The organism is Streptomyces sp. SM11, assembly GCF_002910905.1.
In the GTDB taxonomy this organism is placed as follows: domain Bacteria; phylum Actinomycetota; class Actinomycetes; order Streptomycetales; family Streptomycetaceae; genus Streptomyces.
In genome coordinates this window covers 1-21,831 of the sequence record NZ_NEUE01000153.1, presented here as the reverse complement: position 1 = coordinate 21,831, position 21,831 = coordinate 1, and the positions used below count along the sequence as shown (strand labels likewise).

The following is a 21,831-nucleotide window of genomic DNA, read 5'->3' as shown; positions in this document are numbered from 1 at the left end:
TCCTGGACCGGGTGCACCCTTGTGCGATCTCCGGGTACGGGTTTGGCTGGTAGGTACGCAGCTGCGAAGGAGGCCCTCATGGGCTTGGACATTCCCGGCGCGACCGGCTCGCGCCCGGACGCGGACCCCCTCGACGAGAGTGGGGCAGAGGATTTGCTGCACGGCATATGTTTCAAGACGGGGCCTCCCCGAACCGTCGGGGTGGAACTCGAATGGCTCATCCACGACCGGGAACGTCCTCATCTCCCGGTGGGCCAGGAGCGGCTGGACAGCGCCGTCGAGGCGGTCCGTGCGCTGCCGCTCAGCGCGGCGCTGACGTTCGAGCCGGGCGGACAGCTGGAGCTCAGCTCGCAGCCGGCCGGCTCCCTCATGGAGTGCGTCGAGACCACCGCGGCCGATCTGGCGGCGGTCCGTCGCTCGCTCGGCGCGGCGGGGCTCGCGCCGGTCGGGCTCGGCGTCGACCCGTGGCAGACGCCGCGCCGCAGGCTTCGGGAGCCGCGCTACGAGGCGATGGAAGCCGCGCTGGACCGCGCGGGACCGGCCGGGCGGGCGATGATGTGCACCTCCGCGTCGGTCCAGGTCTGCCTGGACGCGGGCGAGGAGGAACCGGGGCCGCTCGGTTACGGACGGCGCTGGCAGCTCGCGCACCTGCTGGGCGCGGTGCTGGTGGCGGCGTTCGCGAATTCACCGTTCCAGCAGGGCCGCCGGACCGGCTGGCGCTCCACCCGGCAGGCGTTGTGGACCGACCTCGACCCGGTCCGGACCCTCGCGCCGGGCTCCGGGAGCCCTCCGCGCGAGGCCTGGGCCGCGCATGTGCTGGACACGTCCGTGCTGTGCATCCGGTGCGAGGCGGGCCCGTGGGACGTGCCGGAGGGGCTCACTTTCCGCGAGTGGATCCGCACCGGGTCGCCCCGCCCGCCGGTGCGGGCCGATCTCGACTACCACCTCACCACGCTGTTCCCGCCGGTCCGGCCGCGCGGTCACCTCGAACTGCGCATGATCGACGCGCAGATCGGGCCCGACGGGTGGCTGGTGCCGCTTGCCGTCGCCACGGCCCTGTTCGACGACCCGGAGGCCGCCGAGACCGTGTACCGCGCCGTGAAGCCGCTGGCCGAGACGGCGGGCGCACCGGCGGCACCACGCAATCCGCTCTGGACGGCGGCCGCCCGCGAAGGCCTCGCCGACCCGGAGCTGCGGGCCGCGGCCACCGTCTGCTTCGGGGCGGCGCTCCCGGCGCTGGAACGGATGGGTGCGAGCGAGGCGGTGCGCGACACCGTGGCCGCCTTCACCGACCGCTATGTCGCCCGGGGCCGATGTCCGGCCGACGACCTGCCGGAGCCCGGCGACCTGACCGGGCCGAGCCTGTTGACCGAGCTGAGCCCGCTCTCCGGCCCCGGTGTGCCGACCGGACCACCCGAGCGGCCCATGAGCACCGACAAGGTCCTTCGCCCCGGCCGGCCGACGATCCCGCCTCGTCCCGGAAAGGCGGCCTCCGCATGACCGGGCACCGTGAAGACGCCCAGCGCCGAGAAGACCGCGAGCACTCCGACGCCTTCGACCCGGCCCGCTCCGGAGCCTCGGACGGCTTCCCCGTCGCACCCGGCATCGATCCGGAGACCCTGCGCCGACGTGCCCTCGACGCGCTGCTGACCGCGCGCGAGCGCACCGCCCTGCTCACCGACAGTGTGGACGACGGCGAACTGACGGCCCAGCACTCCCCGTTGATGTCACCCCTGGTCTGGGACCTGGCACACATCGGCAACCAGGAGGAGCAGTGGCTGCTGCGCGCGGTCGGCGGGCGGGAGGCCCTGCGCCCGGAGATCGACGGGCTGTACAACGCCTTCGAGCACGCGCGCGCGGCACGCCCCTCGCTGCCGCTGCTGGCCCCCGCCGAGGCACGGACGTACGCCTCCGACGTGCGGGGGCGGGCGCTGGACCTGCTGGAGGACGCACCACTGCACGAGGGCGGACGCCCGCTGGAGCGGGCCGGGTTCGCCTTCGGGATGATCGCCCAGCACGAACAGCAGCACGACGAGACGATGCTGATCACCCATCAGCTGCGTGCGGGTCCTGCGGCGCTCACCGCTGCCGCCCCGCCGGCGCCCGACGGCTCCGAGGCACTCCCGGAGGAAGTCCTGCTCCCCGGGGGCCCGTTCACGATGGGGACCTCCGCCGAGCCGTGGGCCCTTGACAACGAGCGGCCCGCGCACCGGTGCGACGTGGCGGCGTTCCACCTGGACACCTCGCCGGTCACCTGTGGCGCCTACCTCCGCTTCATCGAGGACGGGGGATACGGGGACGCCCGCTGGTGGGCCCCCGAGGGCTGGGCCATGGTCCGTGAACACGACCTGGCCGCACCGCTGTTCTGGCGGCGGGAGGCGGGGCAGTGGCTGCGCCGCCGGTTCGGGGTGACCGAGCCGGTGCCCGACGACGAGCCGGTGCTGCACGTCAGCTGGTACGAGGCGGACGCGTACGCCCGCTGGGCGGGGCGGCGGCTGCCCACGGAGGGCGAATGGGAGAAGGCCGCCCGGCACGATCCGGCCTCCGGCCGCTCCCGACGCTATCCGTGGGGCGACGAGGACCCGACGCCGGAGCGGGCCAACCTGGGGCAGCGCCATCTGCGTCCCGCACGGTCGGGAGCGTATCCGGGAGGCCGTTCGCCGTCCGGGGCGGGGCAGTTGATCGGCGACGTGTGGGAGTGGACCTCCAGCGACTTCCTGCCCTATCCGGGGTTCGTGGCGTTTCCCTACCGCGCGTACTCGGAGGTGTTCTTCGGCCCCGGGCACAAGGTGCTGCGCGGCGGCTCGTTCGCCGTGGACCAGGTCGCCTGCCGGGGCACGTTCCGTAATTGGGACCTTCCGGTGCGGCGGCAGATCTTCTCCGGTTTCCGTACGGCGAGGGATGCCTGATGTGCCGTCATATCGCCTATGTGGGCGAACCGGTGACGCTCGGCGAGCTTCTTCTGCGGCCCCCGCACGCATTGGTTCGGCAGTCCTGGGAGCCGCGTCGCCAGCGCTACGGCACGGTCAACGCGGACGGTTTCGGCGTCGGCTGGTACGCGGACGGCGACCCGGTGCCCGGACGCTACCGCCGTCGGGGCCCCGTATGGGGTGACGAGACCTTCACCGATCTGGCCCGGGTGGTCACCAGCACCGCGCTGCTCGCGGCCGTACGGGATGCCACCGAGGCGGGTGCGGACGGGGAGGCCGCAGCCGCGCCGTACGCCGCCGGGCGGCTGCTCTTCAGCCACAACGGGGCGGTGAGGGGCTGGCCCGGTTCGCTCGCCGACGCGGCCACCGCCCTGCCCGCCGAGAAGCTCCTGTCGCTGGCCGCCCGTAACGACTCGGCGCTGGTCTGGGCGCTGATCCGGCACCGGGCCGACGCCGGGGACGATGTGCCGCGCGCCGTCGCGGAGACCGTCCGCGAGGTCGCGGCCGCCGCGCCCGGCTCCCGGCTGAATCTGCTCCTCACCGACGGGGAGACGATCACGGCGACCGCCTGGGGCGACACCCTCTGGTACCTCACGACGCCGGGCCGCCGCACCGCGGTCGCCTCGGAGCCATACGACGACGACCCGCTCTGGCGCGAGGTCCCCGACCGCACCCTGCTGGTCGCGACCGCCTCGGACGTCCTGCTCACCCCGATCGAGGAGCCCACCGCGTGAGTCCTTTCCTGCTGACCCGCACCCTGCCGGCGGACGCGACGGACGCGGCGCTGCGCGCCGACGTCCTCAGCGGCCTGACCCGGCATCCCAAGACGCTGCCGCCGAAGTGGTTCTACGACGCCCGCGGCAGCGAGCTGTTCGAGGAGATCACCCGGCTGCCGGAGTACTACCCGACCCGCGCGGAGCGGGAGATCCTGGAGGCGCGTGCCGAGGAGATCGCCGCGGCGTCGGGGGCCCGGACCGTGATCGAGCTGGGCTCGGGGTCGTCCGAGAAGACCCGCCATCTGCTAGATGCCCTCCCCGCGTTGCACAGTTACGTTCCGGTGGACGTGAGCGAGAGCGCGCTGACGGGGGCGGCCGAGTCGCTGCTCGCCGGGCGCCCCGAGCTTTCCGTCCACGCGCTGATCGCGGACTTCACCGGCGGCCTGGCCCTGCCGGGGACACCCGGGCCCCGGCTGGTGGTGTTCCTCGGCGGAACGATCGGCAATCTGCTGCCGGAGGAGCGGGCGGCGTTCCTGCGGTCGGTGCGCTCACTGCTCTCGCCCGGGGACGCGCTGCTCCTCGGCACGGATCTGGTGAAGGAGGAAAGAACGCTGGTGGCCGCGTACGACGACGCGGCCGGGGTGACGGCGGCCTTCAACAAGAACGTCCTGAACGTCGTCAACCGCGAGTTGGGGGCCGATTTCCCGCTCGGCGACTTCGAGCACCGCGCGGTGTGGAATCCGGCGGACCGGTGGATCGAGATGCGGCTGCGGGCCCGCCGGGCGCTGAGCGTCAAGATCCGGGAGCTGGACCTCGTGGTGCCGTTCGAGGCCGGTGAGGAGCTGCGTACGGAGGTGTCGGCGAAGTTCCGTCAGGAGGACGTCCGCGAGGAGCTGGCGGCCGCCGGCATGCGGCTGGCTCAGTGGTGGACGGACTCGGCGGGGCGGTTCGCCCTGTCGCTGGCCACGGCGGTCTGACGGGGCCGGAGAGGGTCTCCGGGGCCGAGGACGGCCGCTCGCGCCCTGCGGGCCAGGGTGCGGCGGCCGTCCCCGCTGTTGACGGGGATCGGCGCGAGGACGTCGACCCGGGCGGTGAGCCCGGCCGCCCGCACCACGCGCCAGAGCGAGGCGGCGAGCGGGTCGGGCCCGACGAAGGCCACGGCTCCCGCGGCCGGTCCCGACGGGTGCGCGGCGGTGCGGTAGGCGATACGGACCGGCCGGACCGTCGCGTCGGCGTCGATCGCCGCCTGGAACACGGCGGGCCGGAACGTGCCGCCGCCCCGTCCGCACCAGGTGCTGCCTTCGGGGAAGACCACGACCCGGGAGCCGGACCACAGGGCCGTCGCGATGGTCCGTACGGCGGCGGGCAGGGCGCGCAGCCGGTCCCGGTCGATGAACAGGGTGCCGCCGAGCGCGGCGAGGGGGCCGAGCAGGGGCCAGCGCCGGATCTCGCTCTTGGCGAGCATCCGGCCGGGCAGTACGGAGGCGATCAGCGGGATGTCGAGCCAGGAGATGTGGTTGGCGACGACGAGTTCGCCGCCGGTGGCGGGTTCGGGCGGGTGCCGCCGGACCGTGACGCGTACGCCGAAGGCCCGGGGAACGGCGCGCGCCCAGGACCGGACCAGCTGTTCCCGGTGGGCGGCCCCGAGCAGCCGGACCAACGGTACGCAGGCCACCCCCAGCAGGACCAGTGTGCAGCCGGCCAGCAGCAGGAGTGCGGCGGGCAGCGGGGCGCGTACGGCTCCGGTGTGCCGGGCGCAGCCGTCCGGGGTGCACGGGGCGACGGGCAGCCAGGTGCTCATCGCAGCGGGGCCAGGGAGAGGAAGTGGCGCAGGTAGCGCGGGTCGGTGCGGCGCAGCGAGAGCAGGACGTACAGGTCGGCGACGTTGAAGTCGGGGTCGTACGCGGGGGCTCCGCAGACCTGGGCGCCGAGCCGGAGGTAGCCGCGCAGCAGGGGCGGTAGGTCCGCCCGGGAGCCGGTCTCCGTGCCGTGCGCGGAGGAGTCCCAGAGGCGGTGCGGGGTGACCCAGTACTTCTCCGGCGCGAGGTGTCCCGCGCGTACGGTGTTCCAGCTCCGGGCGGCCAGGGCGCCGCCGTCGGCCAGTGGCATGGAGCAGCAGCCTGCGATCCAGGTGTGGCCGGTGCGCTCCATGTAGCGGGCGAGTCCGGCCCAGACGAGGGCGATGACCGCGCCGTCGCGGTGTGCGGGGTGGACGCAGGAGCGGCCGACCTCGACGAGGTCGTCACGGATCGGGGCGAGCCGGGTGAGGTCGAACTCGCTCTCCGCGTAGAGGCGTCCGGCGATCCGGGCCCGGTCCGGCGGCAGCAGCCGGTAGGTGGCGACGACCTCCCCGGTGGCGGTCTCACGGACCAGCAGGTGGTCGCAGTACGCGTCGAAGGCGTCGCTGTCCAGGCCGGGCTCGGGCCCCTCCAGCCGGGCTCCGAGCTCCCCGGCGAACACCTGGTGGCGCAGGCGCTGGGCCACGCGTATGTCCTCCTGGCAGGTCGCGAGGGAGACCCGGTAGGCCGGTTCGGGGGCCGCCGAGCGGGCGGGGACGGTGGCAGGGACCGGGGCCGGGAGGGCGGCGGCGAGCGGGGCGTGCGGGGCGGTGGGCAGTACGGTCATGGCGGTCTCCGGGGACGGAAGCGGCAGGGGCGCTGCCGGGTCGTCGCGGGAGTGCGACGGCCCGGCCCCTTACTTCTTCCGTCACGGGCTGGATTCGACGTGACCGCTGTGGGGAGCGGGGATGTGCGACGGCTGAATCCCCAGGGACGCCGTATCCCGGGAATGCCGTCCCGGGGGGATCAGCCGCTGCCGGTGAGCATGGCGGTGATGCGTTCGGAGGCGGTCCTGGCCTCCCGGGCCGGGTCGCCGCCTTCCAGCACGGCCGTCATGTAGGGCTTGATCGGGTTCTCCGCCTCGACCCTGGCCCACTGGGACGAGTTGGGGGTGGCGCGGCCGCGGGTGGCGCCTTCCGCCATCGCCGCGGTGCCCTCGTCGCCCTCGATGACATGGGCGAGGCTCGGCTTGTTGGGGACGTAGCTCATGCCCCGGGCGAGCTCCGTCTGCCACTTCTCGCTCGCCAGCGCCTTGACGACGGCGATGCCGGCGCTGCGCTCTTCGGCGTTCTTCGGGACGATGAGGTCGGAGCCGCCGGTGAATACCGAGCCGGGGGCTTTCGCGGTCTTGCCGGGAATGGGGAAGTAGCCCAGCTTTCCCTTGAGTTCGGGATTCTTCTGCTCGATGAGCGCGGCGCTGCCCGGTGTCGAGATGATCTGCGCGACGTCGCCCTTGGCGAATACGTCGGTCTGCGGGGGCTTCTCCTCGTCGGCGTCCGTCGGTCCGTCGCCGAGCGCCTGGAGTTTCTGGTAGAACTCCATGCCCGCCAGGGCCTCCGGGGTGTCCAGGGCGCCCTGCCAGTCGCCGCCGTTCTCGTCGGCGAGCTCGCCTCCCTCGTCCCAGATGAATCCGGCGAGCACGTACCAGTTCTGACCGGCCAGATAGATGCCTTGGTCGCCCGCCTTGTTGAGCTTCTCGGTGTCGGCGATCCACTCGGCGCGCGTCTTGGGGACGGAGTCGAGGCCGGCCTCCTGGAACATCTCCTTGTGGTAGATCACCACCCGGTTGGCCGCGTACCAGGGGATCCCGTACTGCACACCGTTGATGCTGCCGGGCTGGGCGAGGCCCGGCAGCCAGTCCTCGCTGCCCAGGTCACGCATCGATTCGAGGGTCAGATCGCGCAGGCCGCCGCTCTCCGCGTACTGCGCGACCTGCGTGTTTCCGACCTCGATCACGTCAGGGGCGTCGTCGCCCTCCAGTACGGAGAGGACCTTGGGGCCGATGCCGCTCCACTCCTGGATCTTGAAGTCCAGCTCGATCGAGGGGTTCTCCTCCTCGTACGAGCGGGTGAACTTGTCCAGGAAACCTGGCGAGACACTGTCCTTCATCAGCCAGACCGTCACCGTGCGGTCGCCGCTGCCCGAGCCCGATATGTAGCCGCATCCACCGAGGGCGACGGACGAGACAAGCGCGATGGCTCCGGCCAGAATGCGGTTCTTCACGTGGTCACCTTCTGCGAAACGGCACAACGAAATCGGGACCCGGTGTGGGGGATTGCGGGCAGCGCTCGCACGGGTGGTTGGCTGAATTTTGGTATGGACCAAAGGGTAGGTCAAGGCGGGCACCCCTCCCGATTCGCCCCACTCTCCCCCTCGCGGGACACCACGGATTAAGGCAACGTGACCTCAGGAGAGGAGACAAACCATGGCGAACCACACTTATCGGGTCACCGAGATCGTAGGAACCTCCGAGGAGGGCATCGACGCGGCGATCCGGAACGGCGTCGCAAGAGCGGCGGAAACGTTGCACAATCTCGATTGGTTCGAGATTAATCAAGTTCGCGGCCATATCGAAGATGGCCGAATCGCGCACTATCAGGTCGGCCTGAAGGTGGGCTTCAGGCTCGACGAAAGCACCTGATCAGGTCCGCCCCTCGCGCTCCTGCGCATCCTTCAGCGCCGCCGACGGGTCGGCCCAGCGGGCCCGCACCACGGCGAAACCGGCCACCTCGGCCGCATCGCAGACCAACGCGTCGTCGTCCACGAGCATGCGCACCTGCCCCGTCCGCCCCAACCGCCGGAGGACGTCCAGCTTCGTCCGGCGTGCGGGGCGCCGGTCGTCGTCGCGCCGCATGAACAGTGTTCCCTCGGGCAGTCCCTGACGGTTCAGCCAGCGCACGGTGTCACGACGGCACCGCTCGGGCCGGCCCGTCAGATAGACGATCGCGCACTCCTCGGCGCTCGCGAGAACCATCCGCACCCCCTCCGGGAGCGGCGGGTCGGCCGCCGCCGCGGCGAAGAACCCTGCCCAGTCGCGCTTCGCACCCTCCAGGAAGTGCTGCCGGTGGGCGGTGTCCGCGAGCGTGCCGTCCAGATCGAAAACGGCCAGCGGCCGTGGGTCGTCGTTCACTCCCCCAGCTTAGGAAGCTCCGCGGGAATCCCCACGGAGCGAGCGCGTTGAAGAGAGCGTGAGCTCTGTGATCGCCTCGACCCGCTTCTCCGTCCTGGACCGTTCCCGCACCCGTGAGGGGCACGACGCCCCCCGGGCACTGCGCGACACCGTCGACCTGGCCCGGGAGGCGGAGGCACTCGGCTTCCACCGCTTCTGGGTCTCCGAGCACCACGGCGTGCCGGGGGTCGCGGGGTCCGCGCCGACGGTGCTGGCCGCCGCCGTCGCCGCCGCGACCTCCACCATCCGGGTCGGCACCGGCGGAGTGATGCTGCCCAACCACCGGCCGCTGGTCGTCGCCGAGCAGTTCGGGGTGCTCGCCTCGCTCTTCCCCGGCCGGATCGACATGGGGCTCGGCCGCTCCGTGGGGTTCACCGACGGCGTCCGCCGGGCGCTCGGCCACGGCAAGGAGGACGCCGAGGACTTCCCCGGCAGCCTCACCGAGCTGCTCGGCTGGATCGACGGCACCCAACGGGCCCACCCCCGGGTGCACGCCCATCCGGCGGAGGGTCTGCACATCCCCGCGTACGTCCTGGCGATCGGGGAAGGCGCATCGGTCGCCGCGGACGCCGGGCTCCCCCTCGTCATCGGCGATCTGCGCGGCCGGGAGAAGGTGCTGCGCGCCATCGAGGTCTACCGCCGCGACTTCCGCCCCTCCGCCCGCGCCGAGCGGCCCGAGGTGATCGTCGCCGGCACGGTGGCCGTCGCCGGCACCGAGGAGGCCGCCCGCCGGCTGCTCGTACCGGAGGCCTGGGCCATGGCGTACTCCCGTACGCACGGGGAGTTTCCGCCGCTGGCACCCGCCGAGCGCATCGAGGGGCTGGCCATGACGGCCAAGGAGCGGACCCTGTACGAGCGGGGGCTCGACGGCCATATCCACGGCACCGAGGAGCAGGTGACCGGCCGGCTGGAGCGGGCCATCGAGGAGACCGGGGCGGACGAGGTGCTCGTCACCACCAGCACGTACGACCGGGAAGGACTGGTGGAATCGCTGCGGCGGCTCGCCCGGATCGCCCGCCCGCGGGGCCGGTTCGACGAGCGGATCCCGCGGCGGAGCCTCGACGTCCGATAACCGCCGGACCCGACCGCGAGGAGCGGCGACGCTGGACGGCATGACCCACACTCCGACGGCGGACTCCCGGGCGGTCCTCACCGCCATGTACACAGCCGAAGCGCGCTATCTGGCGGCAGGCGGGCCGGCAGGGCCTCCTTCGGCCTCCTGGCTCCCTGCCTCGCACCCGATGTGGTCCTGCATCAGGCCGCGGCGCTCCCGTACGGCGGAGTGTGGCGCGGACACCAGGGCCTGGAGCGGTTCTTCCGGGCGATGAGCGGCACCTGGGCCGAGTTCGATCCGGTGGAGCAGGATTTCCTGGCCACCGGGGAGACCTCGGTGGTGCGCACGACCGTCCGCGCCAGGTCCCGGGCGACCGCGCGGGAGCTGACGTTCCCCATCCTGCAGACCCTCACCGTCCTGGACGGGCGGATCACCGAGGTCCGGCCGTTCCACTGGGACACCGAGGCGGTCGTCCGCGCCTGCACCCCGTGAAGCCCACCGGCGGATCCCGGACGCCCGCCGTCGGAGCCGACGCCTAGAATCGGACTGTTTGTCCCTTCCGGTGTCAGCACCCCACGCGTACGGAGCCGAGCCCCATGCACTCCCCCCACGATCCGTACGTCCGCGTGCGCGGCGCCCGCGAGCACAACCTGAAGGACGTACGGGTCGACATCCCGCGCGACACCCTGACCGTCTTCACGGGTGTGTCGGGGTCGGGGAAGTCCTCGCTGGCCTTCGGGACCATCTACGCGGAGGCCCAGCGCCGCTACTTCGAGTCCGTCGCCCCGTACGCCCGGCGGCTGATCCATCAGGTGGGCGCGCCCGCCGTCGGGGAGATCACCGGGCTGCCGCCCGCCGTCTCGCTGGAGCAGCGGCGCTCCGCCCCGGGGGCCCGGTCGTCCGTCGGGACGGTGACCACGCTCTCCAACTCGCTGCGCATGCTCTTCTCCCGTGCGGGGGACTATCCGCCGGGGGCCGAGCGGCTGGACTCCGACTCCTTCTCCCCCAACACCGCCGCCGGGGCGTGCCCGGAGTGCCACGGGCTGGGGCGGATCCACCGGACGGACGAGGTGCTGCTCGTCCCGGACCCCTCGCTGTCGATCCGGGACGGGGCGATCGCCGCGTGGCCGGGTGCCTGGCAGGGCAAGAACCTCCGCGACGTGCTCGACGCGCTGGGGTACGACGTCGACCGGCCGTGGCGCGAGCTGGATCCGAAGGACCGGGAGTGGATCCTGTTCACCGACGAGCAACCGGTGGTGACGGTGCATCCGGTGCGGGACGCTGACCGTATCCAACGCCCGTACCAGGGTACGTACATGAGCGCACGGCGCTATGTGCTGCACACGTTCGCCGACACCAGGAGCCGGACGCTGCGGGCGAAGGCGGAGCGCTTTTTGACCAGTGCTCCGTGTCCGGTGTGCGGTGGGAGCCGGCTGCGGCCCGAGGCGATGGCGGTGACGTTCGCCGGGCGGACCATCGCGGAGCTGGCCGGGCTGCCGCTGTCCGCACTGGCCGAGGCGCTGTCCGGGACGGGGGCGGGCGGTGAGGAGACGGCCCGGGTGCTGACGGACGATCTGCTGGCGCGGATCGGGACGGTGACGGAACTGGGGCTCGGCTATCTGAGCCTGGACCGGACGGCTCCGACCCTGTCCTCCGGTGAGCTGCAACGGCTGCGGCTGGCCACGCAGTTGCGGTCGGGGCTCTTCGGTGTCGTCTACGTCCTGGACGAGCCGTCGGCCGGACTGCACCCGGCGGACACCGAGGCCCTGCTCGGGGTGCTGGGGAGGCTCAAGGAGGCCGGGAACTCGGTCTTCGTGGTGGAGCACCAGATGGACGTGGTGCGGCGGGCGGACTGGCTGGTGGACGTGGGCCCGCTGGCCGGAGAGCACGGCGGGCGGGTGCTGCACAGCGGTCCGCCGGAGGGACTCGCCCAGGTCCCGGAGTCGGCGACGCGCCGCTTCCTGTTCCCCGGGGACGGCCAGGACACCCGGCCGGCACGCGAGGCGCGCACCCCGTCCGGGTGGATCCGGCTCACCGGCGTGGAGCGGCACAACGTGCGGGGCGTCGACGCGGCGTTCCCGCTCGGGGTGTTCACGGCGGTGACCGGGGTGTCCGGCTCGGGCAAGTCGACCCTGGTGGGCCAGGTACTCGCCGGGGTGCTGGCGGACCGGCAGGCGGGCGAGGTGGCCGGGGCGGGTGAGCTGTACTGCGCGGCGGCCACCGGCCTGGAGGCGGTGGACCGGCTCGTCCAGGTCGACCAGAAGCCCATCGGCCGTACACCCCGGTCCAATCTGGCCACGTACACCGGCCTGTTCGACGCCGTACGGAAGCTCTTCGCAAGGACGGACGCGGCGCGGGAGCGGGGGTACACGGCGGGGCGGTTCTCGTTCAATGTGCCGGGCGGGCGGTGCGAGACCTGCCAGGGCGAGGGGTTCGTCTCGGTGGAGCTGCTGTTCCTGCCGAGCACGTATACGCCCTGCCCGGACTGTCACGGCGCGCGCTACAACCCGGAGACCCTGGACGTCACCCTGGACGGCCTGACGATCGCTCAGGTCCTCGATCTGACCGTGGAGTCGGCAGCGGACCTCTTCGCCGGGACGCCGGCCGCCGAGCGCGCGCTGGCCACGCTGCTGGACGTGGGGCTCGGCTATCTGCGGCTCGGCCAGCCCGCCACGGAGCTCTCCGGCGGTGAGGCGCAGCGCATCAAGCTGGCGGCCGAGCTCCAGCGCGCCCGGCGCGGGCACACCCTGTACCTGCTGGACGAGCCGACGACGGGACTGCATCCGGCCGATGTGGAGGTGCTCATGCGGCAGTTGCACTCCCTTGTCGACGGCGGGAGCACGGTGGTGGTCGTGGAGCACGACATGGCCGTGGTGGCGGGCGCGGACCATGTGATCGACCTGGGCCCCGAAGGTGGGGACCGGGGTGGCCGGATCGTGGCGACCGGCACCCCGGCGGAGGTGGCGCGTGGAGCCGGAAGCCGTACGGCGCCGTATCTGGCGAAGGCGCTGCGGCGCTGAGCCGATGACGGACACCGCGCCGATCCCGTACGGCTCCAAAACCGTACGGGATCAACTCCGCTGTCAGCGGCGGACCTTACGGGTCGCCCGCAGCCACTCCTTGTTCATCGCGGCGATCGAGGGCAGCGGGATGCCCTTGGGACAGGCCGTGGCGCACTCGCCGGTCAGGGTGCAGCCGCCGAAGCCCTCGTCGTCCATCCGGGCCACCATGTCCAGGACACGGGTCTCGCGTTCGGGGGCGCCCTGCGGCAGGACGTTGAGGTGATTGACCTTCGCCGAGGTGAACAGCATCGCCGAGCCGTTGGGGCAGGCGGCGACGCAGGCTCCGCAGCCGATGCACTCGGCGTGCTCGAAGGCGAAGTCGGCGTCCGGCTTGGGCACCGGGGTGGCGTGGGCGTCCGGGGCGGTGCCGGTGGCGGCGGAGATGTAGCCGCCGGACTGGATGATCCGGTCGAACGAGGAGCGGTCCACTACCAGGTCCTTGATGACCGGGAAGGCGGAGGCCCGCCAGGGCTCGATGTCGATCGTGTCGCCGTCGGCGAAGGACCGCATGTGGAGCTGGCAGGTGGTGGTGCGCTCCGGGCCGTGGGCGTCGCCGTTGATGACGAGGCTGCACGCGCCGCAGATGCCCTCGCGGCAGTCGTGGTCGAAGGCGACGGGCTCGTCCCCGGCGAGGGTGAGTTCCTCGTTGAGGGTGTCGAGCATCTCCAGGAACGACATGTCGGCGGAGATGCCGTCGACTTCGTAAGTGGCCATCGCGCCGGGATCTTCGGCGTTGCGCTGGCGCCAGACGCGCAGGGTGAGCTTCATGCGTAGCTCCGCTGGGTGGGGTGGACGTACTCGAAGACGAGGTCTTCCTTGTGCAGGACGGGGGCGGCACCGGTGACGGTGAACTCCCAGGCGGCGGCGTAGGAGAACTCCTCGTCGCGCCGTTCGGCCTCGCCGTCCGGGGTCTGGGACTCCGCTCGGAAGTGGCCGCCGCAGGACTCGGCGCGGTGCAGTGCGTCGAGGCACATGAGCTCGGCGAGCTCCAGGTAGTCGACAATGCGGTTCGCCTTCTCCAGCGACTGGTTGAACTGTTCGCCGGTGCCGGGGACCTTAATGCGCCGCCAGAACTCCTCACGGATCTCCGGGATTCTGGCGAGCGCCTTGCGCAGACCGTCCTCGGTGCGGGCCATCCCGCAGTACTCCCACATGAGTTCACCGATCTCGCGGTGGAAGGAGTCGGGGGTGCGGTCGCCGTCGACCGAGAGCAGCAGGTTGATGCGGTCCTCGGTCTCGGCGACGGCCTCGGCGACTGCGGGGTGCCCGTCGTCGACCGTATCGGCGTGCGGATTGCGGGCGAGGTAGTCGTTGATCGTGGAGGGCAGGACGAAGTAGCCGTCGGCGAGGCCCTGCATCAGGGCGGAGGCCCCGAGCCTGTTGGCCCCGTGGTCGGAGAAGTTGGCCTCGCCGATGGCGAAGAGGCCGGGGATGGTGGTCTGGAGGTCGTAGTCGACCCAGAGGCCGCCCATCGTGTAGTGCACGGCGGGGTAGATCCGCATCGGGACCGTGTAGGGGTCCTCGTCGGTGATCCGCTGGTACATGTCGAAGAGGTTGCCGTACTTGGCCTCGACCGCCTTGCGGCCCATCCGGTCGATGGCCTCGGCGAAGTCGAGGTAGACCCCCTGTCCGCCGGGGCCGACGCCGCGCCCCTCGTCGCAGACGTTCTTGGCGGCGCGGGAGGCGATGTCGCGGGGCACCAGGTTCCCGAAGGCGGGGTAGATGCGCTCCAGGTAGTAGTCGCGCTCGTCCTCGGGGATCTGGTTGGCGGGGCGGTCGTCGCCCTTGGCCCTGGGCACCCAGATGCGGCCGTCGTTGCGCAGCGACTCGCTCATCAGGGTGAGCTTGGACTGGTGGTCGCCGGTGCGCGGGATGCAGGTGGGGTGGATCTGGGTGAAGCAGGGGTTGGCGAAGTACGCGCCGCGCCGGTGGGCCCGCCAGATCGCGGTGGCGTTGGAGTTCATGGCGTTGGTCGACAGGTAGAAGACGTTGCCGTAGCCGCCGGTGGCCAGGACGACCGCGTCGGCGAAGTAGCTGTCGATCTTCCCGGTGACCAGGTCGCGGGCGACGATGCCGCGCGCCTTTCCGTCGACCACGATCAGGTCCAGCATCTCGGTGCGGGCGTGGAGTTCGACGCCGCCCGTGGCGATCTGCCGGGACAGCGCCTGGTACGCGCCGAGGAGGAGCTGCTGTCCGGTCTGGCCGCGCGCGTAGAACGTACGGGAGACCTGGACGCCGCCGAAGGAGCGGTTGTCGAGGAGCCCGCCGTACTCACGGGCGAAGGGGACGCCCTGGGCGACGCACTGGTCGATGATCTCGACGGAGATCTGGGCGAGCCGGTGGACGTTGGACTCGCGGGCGCGGAAGTCGCCGCCCTTGACGGTGTCGTAGAACAGCCGGTGGATGGAGTCGCCGTCGTTGCGGTAGTTCTTCGCGGCGTTGATACCGCCCTGGGCGGCCACCGAGTGGGCGCGCCGGGGTGAGTCCTGGAAGCAGAACTGGACGACGTGGTAGCCCTGTTCGGCGAGGGTGGCGCCGGCCGCTCCGCCGGCCAGTCCGGTGCCGACGACGATGACGGTGTGTTTGCGCCGGTTGGCGGGGTTCACGAGTTTCGCTTGGAAGCGGCGGGTGTCCCAGCGTTCGGAGACGGGACCCTCGGGGGCCTTCGTGTCGACGACGGGCTCGCCCGTGCGGTACCGCGTGTAGTCGGGCATATCAGCTCACCACTCCGGTCATGACGGCGACGGGTACGGAGACGAAGCCCACCGTCAGCACCACCGCGAGGAGGTTGGCGAGGGTCTTCAGGATGCGGTCACGGGTCGCGTTGCCGACACCCAGGGTCTGCGCGGCGCTCCAGAAGCCGTGCTGGACGTGCAGGCCCATGGCGAGCACCGCGGTGATGTAGATGACGTTGCCGTACCAGGTCGAGAAGGTGTCGACGACGTTCTGGTACGGATGCCCGGCCTCGAAGCTGGTGTGGACGGTGCCGGTCGTCAGGTCGAGGATGTGCCAGACGATGAAGAGCGCGAGGATGATCCCGCCCCAGCGCATGGTCCGGGTGGCATAGCTCGCCCGGGCCCTCTTGTGGACGTACGCGGCGGGGCGCGCTCCGATGTCGCGGCGGCTCAGCTGGTAGGCGCAGACGCCGTGCAGCACGACGGCGGCGACTAGCCCCGCTCGGGCGATCCAGAGCGCCCACTCGTAGTGCAGGACCGGTTCGCCCAGGGTGCGCAGCCAGTGGGCGTACCCGTCGAACTCACCGGGCCCGAAGAAGACCTTCAGGTTGCCCGCCATGTGGACGACGAGAAATCCGAGCATGACCAGGCCGGACCCTGCCATGATCGTTTTCTTGCCGACGGTCGAGTTCCAGAGCGTACGCGTCATCGACGGCCGTCGGTCCGTCCGCGTTGCCAATGCCATGGACACGACGGTAGGGGCGAAGGACCCGATCAGTCCAAGACATGGTGTGGCTGATCTCCATAGGCAACAACTATCGACAGAGGCTATCGTCGGCGCATGCACTTCCAGCAGCTCACCTACTTCGTGGCCGTCGCGGAGACCCGGCACTTCACCCGGGCCGCCGAGGCGGTGCATGTCTCGCAGCCCTCGCTCTCCCAGCAGATCCGGGCACTGGAGACGGAGTTGGGCGCGGACCTGTTCAGCCGGGCCCGGGGCAACATCGCACTCACCGACGCGGGCGAGGCGCTGCTGCCGCTGGCCCGGCGGATCCTCGCCGACGCGGAGACGGCACGCCACGAGGTCCAGGAGCTGGTCTCGCTGCGCAGCGGCCGCGTACGGCTGGGGGCGACGCCGAGTCTGTGCACCGGGCTGCTGCCGGATGTGCTGCGCACCTTCCACGACCGGCATCCGGGGGTGCGGCTGCTGCTGGAGGAGGGCGGCTCGCACGACCTCGTACGTCAGCTGGCGCGGGGAGCCCTCGATCTCGCGCTGGTGGTGCTGCCGCTGCCGGCCGCCTCGCCCGCGCTGACCACGGTGGAGCTGCTGCACGAGGACCTGGTGGTGGTGTCGTCGGCGGCGGAGCCGGCCCCGGGCCGGGGTGGCCGGATCCGGGTCGCAGATCTGGAGGGGGCACCGCTGGTGATGTTCCGGCACGGGTACAACCTGCGGGAGCTGACGCTGGCCGCCTGCCGCGCGGAGGGCTTCGAGCCCTCGTTCACCGTCGAGGGCGGCGAGATGGACGCGGTGCTCGGCTTCGTACGGGCGGGGCTCGGCATCGCTGTGGTGCCGAGCATGGCCGCCGCCCGGGCGGGCCACGACCTGCGGAGGACTCCGCTGGCCGGTGCCGGGCTGCGGCGCACGATCGCGCTGGCGCACCGCAGCGACGTGGCCCCGCCCCGGGCCGCGCGTGAACTCCAGCGGATGCTGCTGAAGCACGGGCCGGCCCACGGCTGAACGGGCCCGCGGGCCCGCAGGCCGCCCGGCCTGACGGTCCGCCGGGCGGCCCGTCCCCGCCGGCGACGGTTCAGACCGCGTCCGCCAGCAGCAGGGAGTGGATACGGTCCGGGGCCCCGGGGCGGGCGTAGTACCAGCCCTGGGCGGTGTCGCAGCCAAGCCGCCGCAGCTGCTCGGCCTGGGCGCCCGTCTCCACGCCCTCCACCGTGACGGCCAGCTCCAGGCTGTGGGCCAGCGACACGATGCCCTCGACGATCTTCAGGTCGACCGGGTCCGCCGGGTGCTGCTGCATACCCCGGGTGAAGGAACGGTCCAGCTTGAGCACGCTCACCGGCAGCCGGCGCAGGTTCGCCAGGTTCGAGTAGCCCGTGCCGAAGTCGTCGAGCGCGATGTCGACGCCCATCTCCGCGAGCTGCCGCAGCGGCTTGAGGAGATCGTCGTCGGCGCCGATCAGGGCGGACTCGGTCACCTCCAGGCAGAGCGCTCCCGGCTCCAGACCGGAACGTTCCAGCACGTCGACCGTCTCGGCGACGAGGCGGGGGTGGTGCAGCTGGGTCGGCGAGAGGTTGACGTTGATCCGCAGGGGTCCGCCGTCGCTGTGCCGCTCCTGCCAGAAGTTCGCCTGCCGTACGGACTCCTCCAGGACCCAGCGCCCGAGCGGCACGATGAGCCCGGTGTGCTCGGCGAGCGGGATGAACCGGTCGGGGCCGAGCACCCCGTGCTGCGGATGGCACCACCGTACGAGCGCCTCGGCGCCGTGCACGCTGCCGTCGCCCAGGTGTACGAGCGGCTGGTACTCGATGAAGAACTCGCCCCGGTCCAGGGCGGCCGGGAGCGCGGTGGTCAGCCCGTGCCGGGTGATGGCGCGCGCGTCGGCCTCCGCGTCGGCGAGCTGGAAGCGGTTGCCGCCCGCCGCCTTGGCCCGGTACATCGTGATGTCGGCGCTGCGCAGCACCTCGGCGGCGCTACGCTCCCCGGAGGGCCCCTCGACGACGCCGATCGAGCCGCGGACGGTCAGCTCACGGCCGTCGAGGCGGATGGGGAGGGCGAGCGCGTTCAGGATGCGGCCGGCCAGTTCGTCCACCTCGTCGGCGGTGTCCGGGCCGGTGGTGAGAGCGACGAACTCGTCGCCGCCGAGCCGGGCGACCATCTCGCCGGAGGCGGGCGCGCAGCTCTGCAGCCGGTCCGCGATCTCGACCAGGAGCCGGTCTCCTGCGGCGTGGCCGAGGCTGTCGTTGATGGCCTTGAAGCCGTCGAGGTCCAGGTAGCAGAGGCCGAAGCGGATCCCCTCCTGGGCGGCGAGGGCCTTCTCCAGACGTTCGAAGAACAGCGTTCGGTTGGGCAGTCCGGTGAGCGCGTCGTGGGTGGCCTCGTAGCGCAGCCGAAGATTCAGCAGGCGCCGCTCGGTGGTGTCCTCCATCAGCGCGAGCTGGTACTCGGGGCGGCCTTCGGAGTCCCGCAGCAGCGAGACAGTCAGGTTGGTCCACAGGACGGTGCCGTCGTTGCGGTAGAACGCCTTCTCGACCCGGTAGTGGTCGCGTTCGCCGCGTACCAGCTCGTCGTAGTACCTCCACACCTGCGGCGAGTCCTCGGGGTGGACCCACTCGTTCACCTTGTGGCTGCGGACGTGGTGCTCCAGTCCGCCGAACATCCTGGTGAGGGTGTCGTTGATCTCCAGGATGTTGCCGTCCAGGTCGGCGATGCCGATGCCGATGGCCGCGTCCTTGAAGACCGCGCGGAACCGTGCCTCCGTTGCGTGCAGGACCTGTTCGGCGTGCGAGCGGGCGGTCAGCGCCGAGCGGGCGATGGCCTCCTGCTCGGCGAGCGTGCGCTCGCGCAGGGCCGCGGAGAAGCCGGCGGCCAGCGTGTGCTGGATCCGTGCGCAGCGGGCCCGGCCGTCCTCGGTGGACAGCGCGCCGGGTCCGTTGCCGCCGCAGTACAGCACGAGGTAGGAGTCGACGACGCCGAGCGTGGAGCTGAGGGCGTCCGGGTCGGTGCAGTGGGCGTCGATCAGGGCCGCGCCGATCCGCTGGGCGGGCGAGGCGTCGAAGGGGTGGGCGTGCAGGATCCCGTTCAGCTCACGTGCCAGGGGCAGCAGATGCTGTTCGAACTCGGGACGGGTGAGGGACGTGGCAGTCAGGGGGAAGATGGCCCGGCTCCAGATTCTGGCGAATCGCCGGAGCCGGCCTTCCGGACCGTCGGGCTCCGCGTCCGGTTCCCCGGTCGCCTGGGCGGGAATGCTCACGCCTTGCGCCCAACCCCTGCGAAGCCCGAGAAGGCGTACGGGTCTTCCTGCCCCGGCGCCTGCGGGGTGTCGGGCCGCCAGTCGGGCATCGACACGAGCCCCGGCTCGACCATCTCATAGCCCTCGAAGAACTGACCGATCTCCTCGCGCGAGCGCATGATCAGCGGGTTGCGGATGTTCCGGTAGACGCCGACCGTGCCGGCCGCCTCCTCCTCGGGCAGCGGGATGCCCTCGTACGAGGCGTGCGTCAGGACGATCAGGCTGCCGGGGGCCAGTGCCTCGCGCAGGTCGGCGACCGCGGCGCGCGGGTCGTCGGCGTCCTCGACGAAGTGGAGCACCGCGACCAGCAGCAGGGCCACCGGGCGGTCCAGGTCGAGCAGTCCGGTGATCTCCGGGTTGGCCAGGATCTCCTTGGGGCCGCGCAGGTCGGCGGCGGCGATGACCGTGCGGTCGTTGCCCTCCAGCACGGCCTGGCTGTGGGCGACGGCGACCGGGTCGTGGTCGACGTACGCCACCTTGGCTTCGGGGTCGGCCGCCTGGGCGACCTCGTGGACGTTCCCGAAGGTCGGTATGCCGGAGCCGATGTCCAGGAACTGGTCGATGCCCGAGTCGACGGCGTAGCGGACGGCCCGGCGCATAAAGGCGCGATTGGCCTGCATGATCTTGGGAAGGCCGGGGAGGAACTCCATGGCCTTGCGCGCGGCTTCCCGGTCCACCTCGAAATTGTGCGATCCGCCCAGATAGAAGTCGTACATGCGAGACACGCTCGGCACCGAAATGTCAATGCCCTGCGGTGCCCAGGCGGGACGCTCCATCGATGTCTCCAACAAGTCGCCACGGCGATCCGGCCATGTTCATGGTCAGTGTTGACCAGAGGCTACTGATCGGCCGCCAAGAGAGCGAGTGGAAACGGAAATTAGCGATCCGTTATTGGTCACACTCCGGTGCCATCAACGGCCGGTCCGTCGCTGCGCGTATGCGTGCAGCGACGGACCGGCACTCCGGACACCGTTTCCCGGTGGTTCGAGGCCACTTGGGGCTCCTGGGCGATTGTTCGCCGGGGCCCGTGACTACTTGGAAGCGCCGACGAGTTCGGAATCGGGGGAAACGGCATACCAGGTGCCGCCGACTCCCTGTCCGTTGGTGTCGCCGGGTTTGGCGTCGCCCGCGAAGGTGTAGATGGGCCAGCAGTCGATGGTCTGCTGCTTGACGCCGTCGGGGCGGTCGAAGGTGACGAATCCCTTCGTCGTCACCCCGTCCACCGCATTTTTGGCCAGGGGGGCCACTACCGGCCACTTCTTGAGGCAGTCGCCCGTGCACGCGGTCTTCATCGGCCAGGCGGAGTCCTTGGTGAAGCGGTAAACCGTCATACCCCGGCCGTCCACCACGATGTCGCCGAGTTCCGGGTCCTTGCGGACCGAAAGACCCGCGGGGTCGGCCGGTTCGGTCACGCCCTCGCTGTCGGCGTTCTTCGCCGCCTTCTTGCCGTCGGGGGCGGCGGCGAACCAGGTGCCGCCGATCCCCTGCCCGTTTACCTGACCCGGGGCGGTGTCCTTCGCGTACCGGTACATCGGCCAGCCGTCGACGGTGAGTTGGCTGGTGCCGTCGGCGCGGCCGACCTCCCCGAGCAGGTCGGCGTCGGTGCCGGCCGCGGCGGTGGCGTTGCCCGCGGCCACCACCGGCCAGGTCGTGGCGCACTCCCCCTCGCAGGCCGACTTCGGCGGGTTCGCGGTGTCCTTGTCGAAGCGGTAGAGCGTGAAGCCCTCGCTGTCGGTGAGCACCTTCCCGAGCTTCTTGCTGTCCTGGACGGCGAGTTGACCGGCCGCCTTCGGTTCCGCCGCCTCCTTGTCGGCCCCGGAGCCGTATCCCCCGCCGGCCGAGCCGTACCCGCTCTCGGCGGGCTGCTGGGCCGGGGCGGCGTTGCCCACCGCCTGGCCGTTGGGCGATGCGGTGCCCTGATCCTGACCGCACGCCGTCGTGAGCGTCAGCAGAGCCGCGGCGGTGACCGCGAGCGAGGCGTTGCGCCAGGTGTTCATGTCGACTCCCGTGGTGCTTCGTCCTACCGATTCCGATGCCGGCGCGGGACCGCGCCGTTCCTGGCCCTAGGTACGGGACGCCGACGGGGTCGTGTTCAAAGGAAGGCGAGAAGAATTCGGCGGCCGAGGACCGCGACGCAAACACGAATGGCCGATTATCCCCACGATCAGGCGAATCACCCGCGGCTACCGCGTGTCCCCCGGCGGCATGGATCATGCTCCCCGTCGTGTACGGATCACGCATCGCGCGACTCACCACGGTCGCCGCACTCCTCTGGCTGACAGCCGTACCGCTGCCCGCCACCGCCGACAGCTGCGCGGTGGCCACGATCGGGCAGGGCGACGGCAGTTCGTCGATCGCCGTGGCG

Annotated in this window: 18 protein-coding genes and 1 pseudogene; 9 read left to right on the top strand and 10 right to left on the bottom strand. The window is 71.6% G+C overall.

The features are described from left to right. Positions 1-78: 78 nt before the first annotated feature. The 4 genes from egtA to egtD are packed head-to-tail and all read left to right on the top strand — an operon-like array spanning position 79 to position 4,623. Positions 79-1,500: an ergothioneine biosynthesis glutamate--cysteine ligase EgtA gene (egtA, locus tag B9S58_RS13140; protein ID WP_258044452.1), complete on the top strand. Its 1,422-nt coding sequence runs from the start codon at positions 79-81 to the stop codon at positions 1,498-1,500. Then, positions 1,497-2,909 carry an ergothioneine biosynthesis protein EgtB gene (gene egtB / locus B9S58_RS13135; protein WP_103532298.1) on the top strand — a complete coding sequence of 471 codons (1,413 nt, stop codon included), beginning with the start codon at positions 1,497-1,499 and terminating at the stop codon, positions 2,907-2,909. Before egtA ends, egtB begins: the two co-directional genes overlap by 4 nt. Beyond that, a complete protein-coding gene (egtC, locus tag B9S58_RS13130; protein ID WP_103532297.1) occupies positions 2,909-3,664 on the top strand; it encodes an ergothioneine biosynthesis protein EgtC in 756 nt (251 codons plus the stop codon). The genes egtB and egtC overlap by 1 nt, the downstream gene beginning before the upstream one ends. Beyond that, positions 3,661-4,623 carry an L-histidine N(alpha)-methyltransferase gene (egtD, locus tag B9S58_RS13125; RefSeq protein ID WP_103532296.1) on the top strand — a complete coding sequence of 321 codons (963 nt, stop codon included), beginning with the start codon at positions 3,661-3,663 and terminating at the stop codon, positions 4,621-4,623. Before egtC ends, egtD begins: the two co-directional genes overlap by 4 nt. Here egtD and B9S58_RS13120 read toward each other — a convergent pair. The 3 genes from B9S58_RS13120 to B9S58_RS13110 form a co-directional block, all read right to left on the bottom strand. Further along, entirely contained in the window at positions 4,566-5,447 is an 882-nt protein-coding gene (locus tag B9S58_RS13120) for a 1-acyl-sn-glycerol-3-phosphate acyltransferase (RefSeq protein ID WP_103532295.1), read from the bottom strand. The two genes, egtD and B9S58_RS13120, sit on opposite strands and share 58 nt — an antisense overlap. Then, positions 5,444-6,271, bottom strand: coding sequence for a GNAT family N-acetyltransferase (locus tag B9S58_RS13115; protein ID WP_103532294.1), 828 nt, complete (start codon positions 6,269-6,271; stop codon positions 5,444-5,446). Before B9S58_RS13115 ends, B9S58_RS13120 begins: the two co-directional genes overlap by 4 nt. A 179-nt stretch (positions 6,272-6,450) precedes the next feature. Beyond that, positions 6,451-7,707 carry an extracellular solute-binding protein gene (locus tag B9S58_RS13110; RefSeq protein WP_103532293.1) on the bottom strand — a complete coding sequence of 419 codons (1,257 nt, stop codon included), beginning with the start codon at positions 7,705-7,707 and terminating at the stop codon, positions 6,451-6,453. Between the two features lie 202 nt (positions 7,708-7,909). Between B9S58_RS13110 and B9S58_RS13105 the strand changes: the two genes are divergently transcribed. Then, the gene (locus tag B9S58_RS13105) at positions 7,910-8,125 is read left to right on the top strand and encodes a dodecin (protein WP_103509157.1); all 216 of its coding nucleotides are present in this window, start codon (positions 7,910-7,912) and stop codon (positions 8,123-8,125) included. Here B9S58_RS13105 and B9S58_RS13100 read toward each other — a convergent pair whose 3' ends face one another. Beyond that, positions 8,126-8,614, bottom strand: coding sequence for a hypothetical protein (locus B9S58_RS13100; protein ID WP_103532292.1), 489 nt, complete (start codon positions 8,612-8,614; stop codon positions 8,126-8,128). A 58-nt stretch (positions 8,615-8,672) separates the two neighbouring features. Between B9S58_RS13100 and B9S58_RS13095 the strand changes: the two genes are divergently transcribed. From B9S58_RS13095 to uvrA, 3 genes and pseudogenes are all read left to right on the top strand, one after another. Continuing rightward, positions 8,673-9,725: an MsnO8 family LLM class oxidoreductase gene (locus B9S58_RS13095; RefSeq protein ID WP_103532291.1), complete on the top strand. Its 1,053-nt coding sequence runs from the start codon at positions 8,673-8,675 to the stop codon at positions 9,723-9,725. Between the two features lie 40 nt (positions 9,726-9,765). After that, positions 9,766-10,199: pseudogene (locus B9S58_RS13090) on the top strand (nuclear transport factor 2 family protein). Positions 10,200-10,303: 104 nt separating this feature from the next. Beyond that, positions 10,304-12,727 (top strand): excinuclease ABC subunit UvrA, encoded by a 2,424-nt coding sequence (gene uvrA / locus B9S58_RS13085; RefSeq protein ID WP_103532290.1) that lies wholly within the window; start codon positions 10,304-10,306, stop codon positions 12,725-12,727. Between the two features lie 63 nt (positions 12,728-12,790). On the opposite strand, the gene B9S58_RS13080 is transcribed toward uvrA, so the two are convergent. From B9S58_RS13080 to B9S58_RS13070, 3 genes are read right to left on the bottom strand one after another with little or no spacing between them, the layout of a single operon-like run. Beyond that, entirely contained in the window at positions 12,791-13,537 is a 747-nt protein-coding gene (locus B9S58_RS13080) for a succinate dehydrogenase/fumarate reductase iron-sulfur subunit (RefSeq protein WP_103532289.1), read from the bottom strand. Then, complete coding sequence (locus B9S58_RS13075; protein WP_103532288.1) at positions 13,534-15,483, bottom strand: fumarate reductase/succinate dehydrogenase flavoprotein subunit; 1,950 nt, start codon at positions 15,481-15,483, stop codon at positions 13,534-13,536. The genes B9S58_RS13080 and B9S58_RS13075 overlap by 4 nt, the downstream gene beginning before the upstream one ends. 1 nt (position 15,484) lies before the next feature. Then, positions 15,485-16,153 (bottom strand): succinate dehydrogenase cytochrome b subunit, encoded by a 669-nt coding sequence (locus B9S58_RS13070; RefSeq protein WP_181009291.1) that lies wholly within the window; start codon positions 16,151-16,153, stop codon positions 15,485-15,487. A gap of 132 nt (positions 16,154-16,285) precedes the next feature. On the opposite strand from B9S58_RS13070, the gene B9S58_RS13065 reads away from it, so the two are divergent. Continuing rightward, entirely contained in the window at positions 16,286-17,182 is an 897-nt protein-coding gene (locus B9S58_RS13065; RefSeq protein WP_103532286.1) for a LysR family transcriptional regulator, read from the top strand. Between the two features lie 70 nt (positions 17,183-17,252). Here the strand turns inward: B9S58_RS13065 and B9S58_RS13060 are convergent, their stop codons facing one another. From B9S58_RS13060 to B9S58_RS13050, 3 genes are all read right to left on the bottom strand, one after another. Then, on the bottom strand, positions 17,253-19,427 hold the full coding sequence (locus tag B9S58_RS13060) for a bifunctional diguanylate cyclase/phosphodiesterase (protein ID WP_103532285.1): 2,175 nt from the start codon (positions 19,425-19,427) through the stop codon (positions 17,253-17,255). Beyond that, entirely contained in the window at positions 19,424-20,242 is an 819-nt protein-coding gene (locus tag B9S58_RS13055) for an SAM-dependent methyltransferase (RefSeq protein WP_103532284.1), read from the bottom strand. The genes B9S58_RS13060 and B9S58_RS13055 overlap by 4 nt, the downstream gene beginning before the upstream one ends. 255 nt (positions 20,243-20,497) lie before the next feature. Continuing rightward, positions 20,498-21,463 carry an SCO0930 family lipoprotein gene (locus B9S58_RS13050; RefSeq protein ID WP_103532283.1) on the bottom strand — a complete coding sequence of 322 codons (966 nt, stop codon included), beginning with the start codon at positions 21,461-21,463 and terminating at the stop codon, positions 20,498-20,500. Positions 21,464-21,831 lie beyond the last annotated feature (368 nt).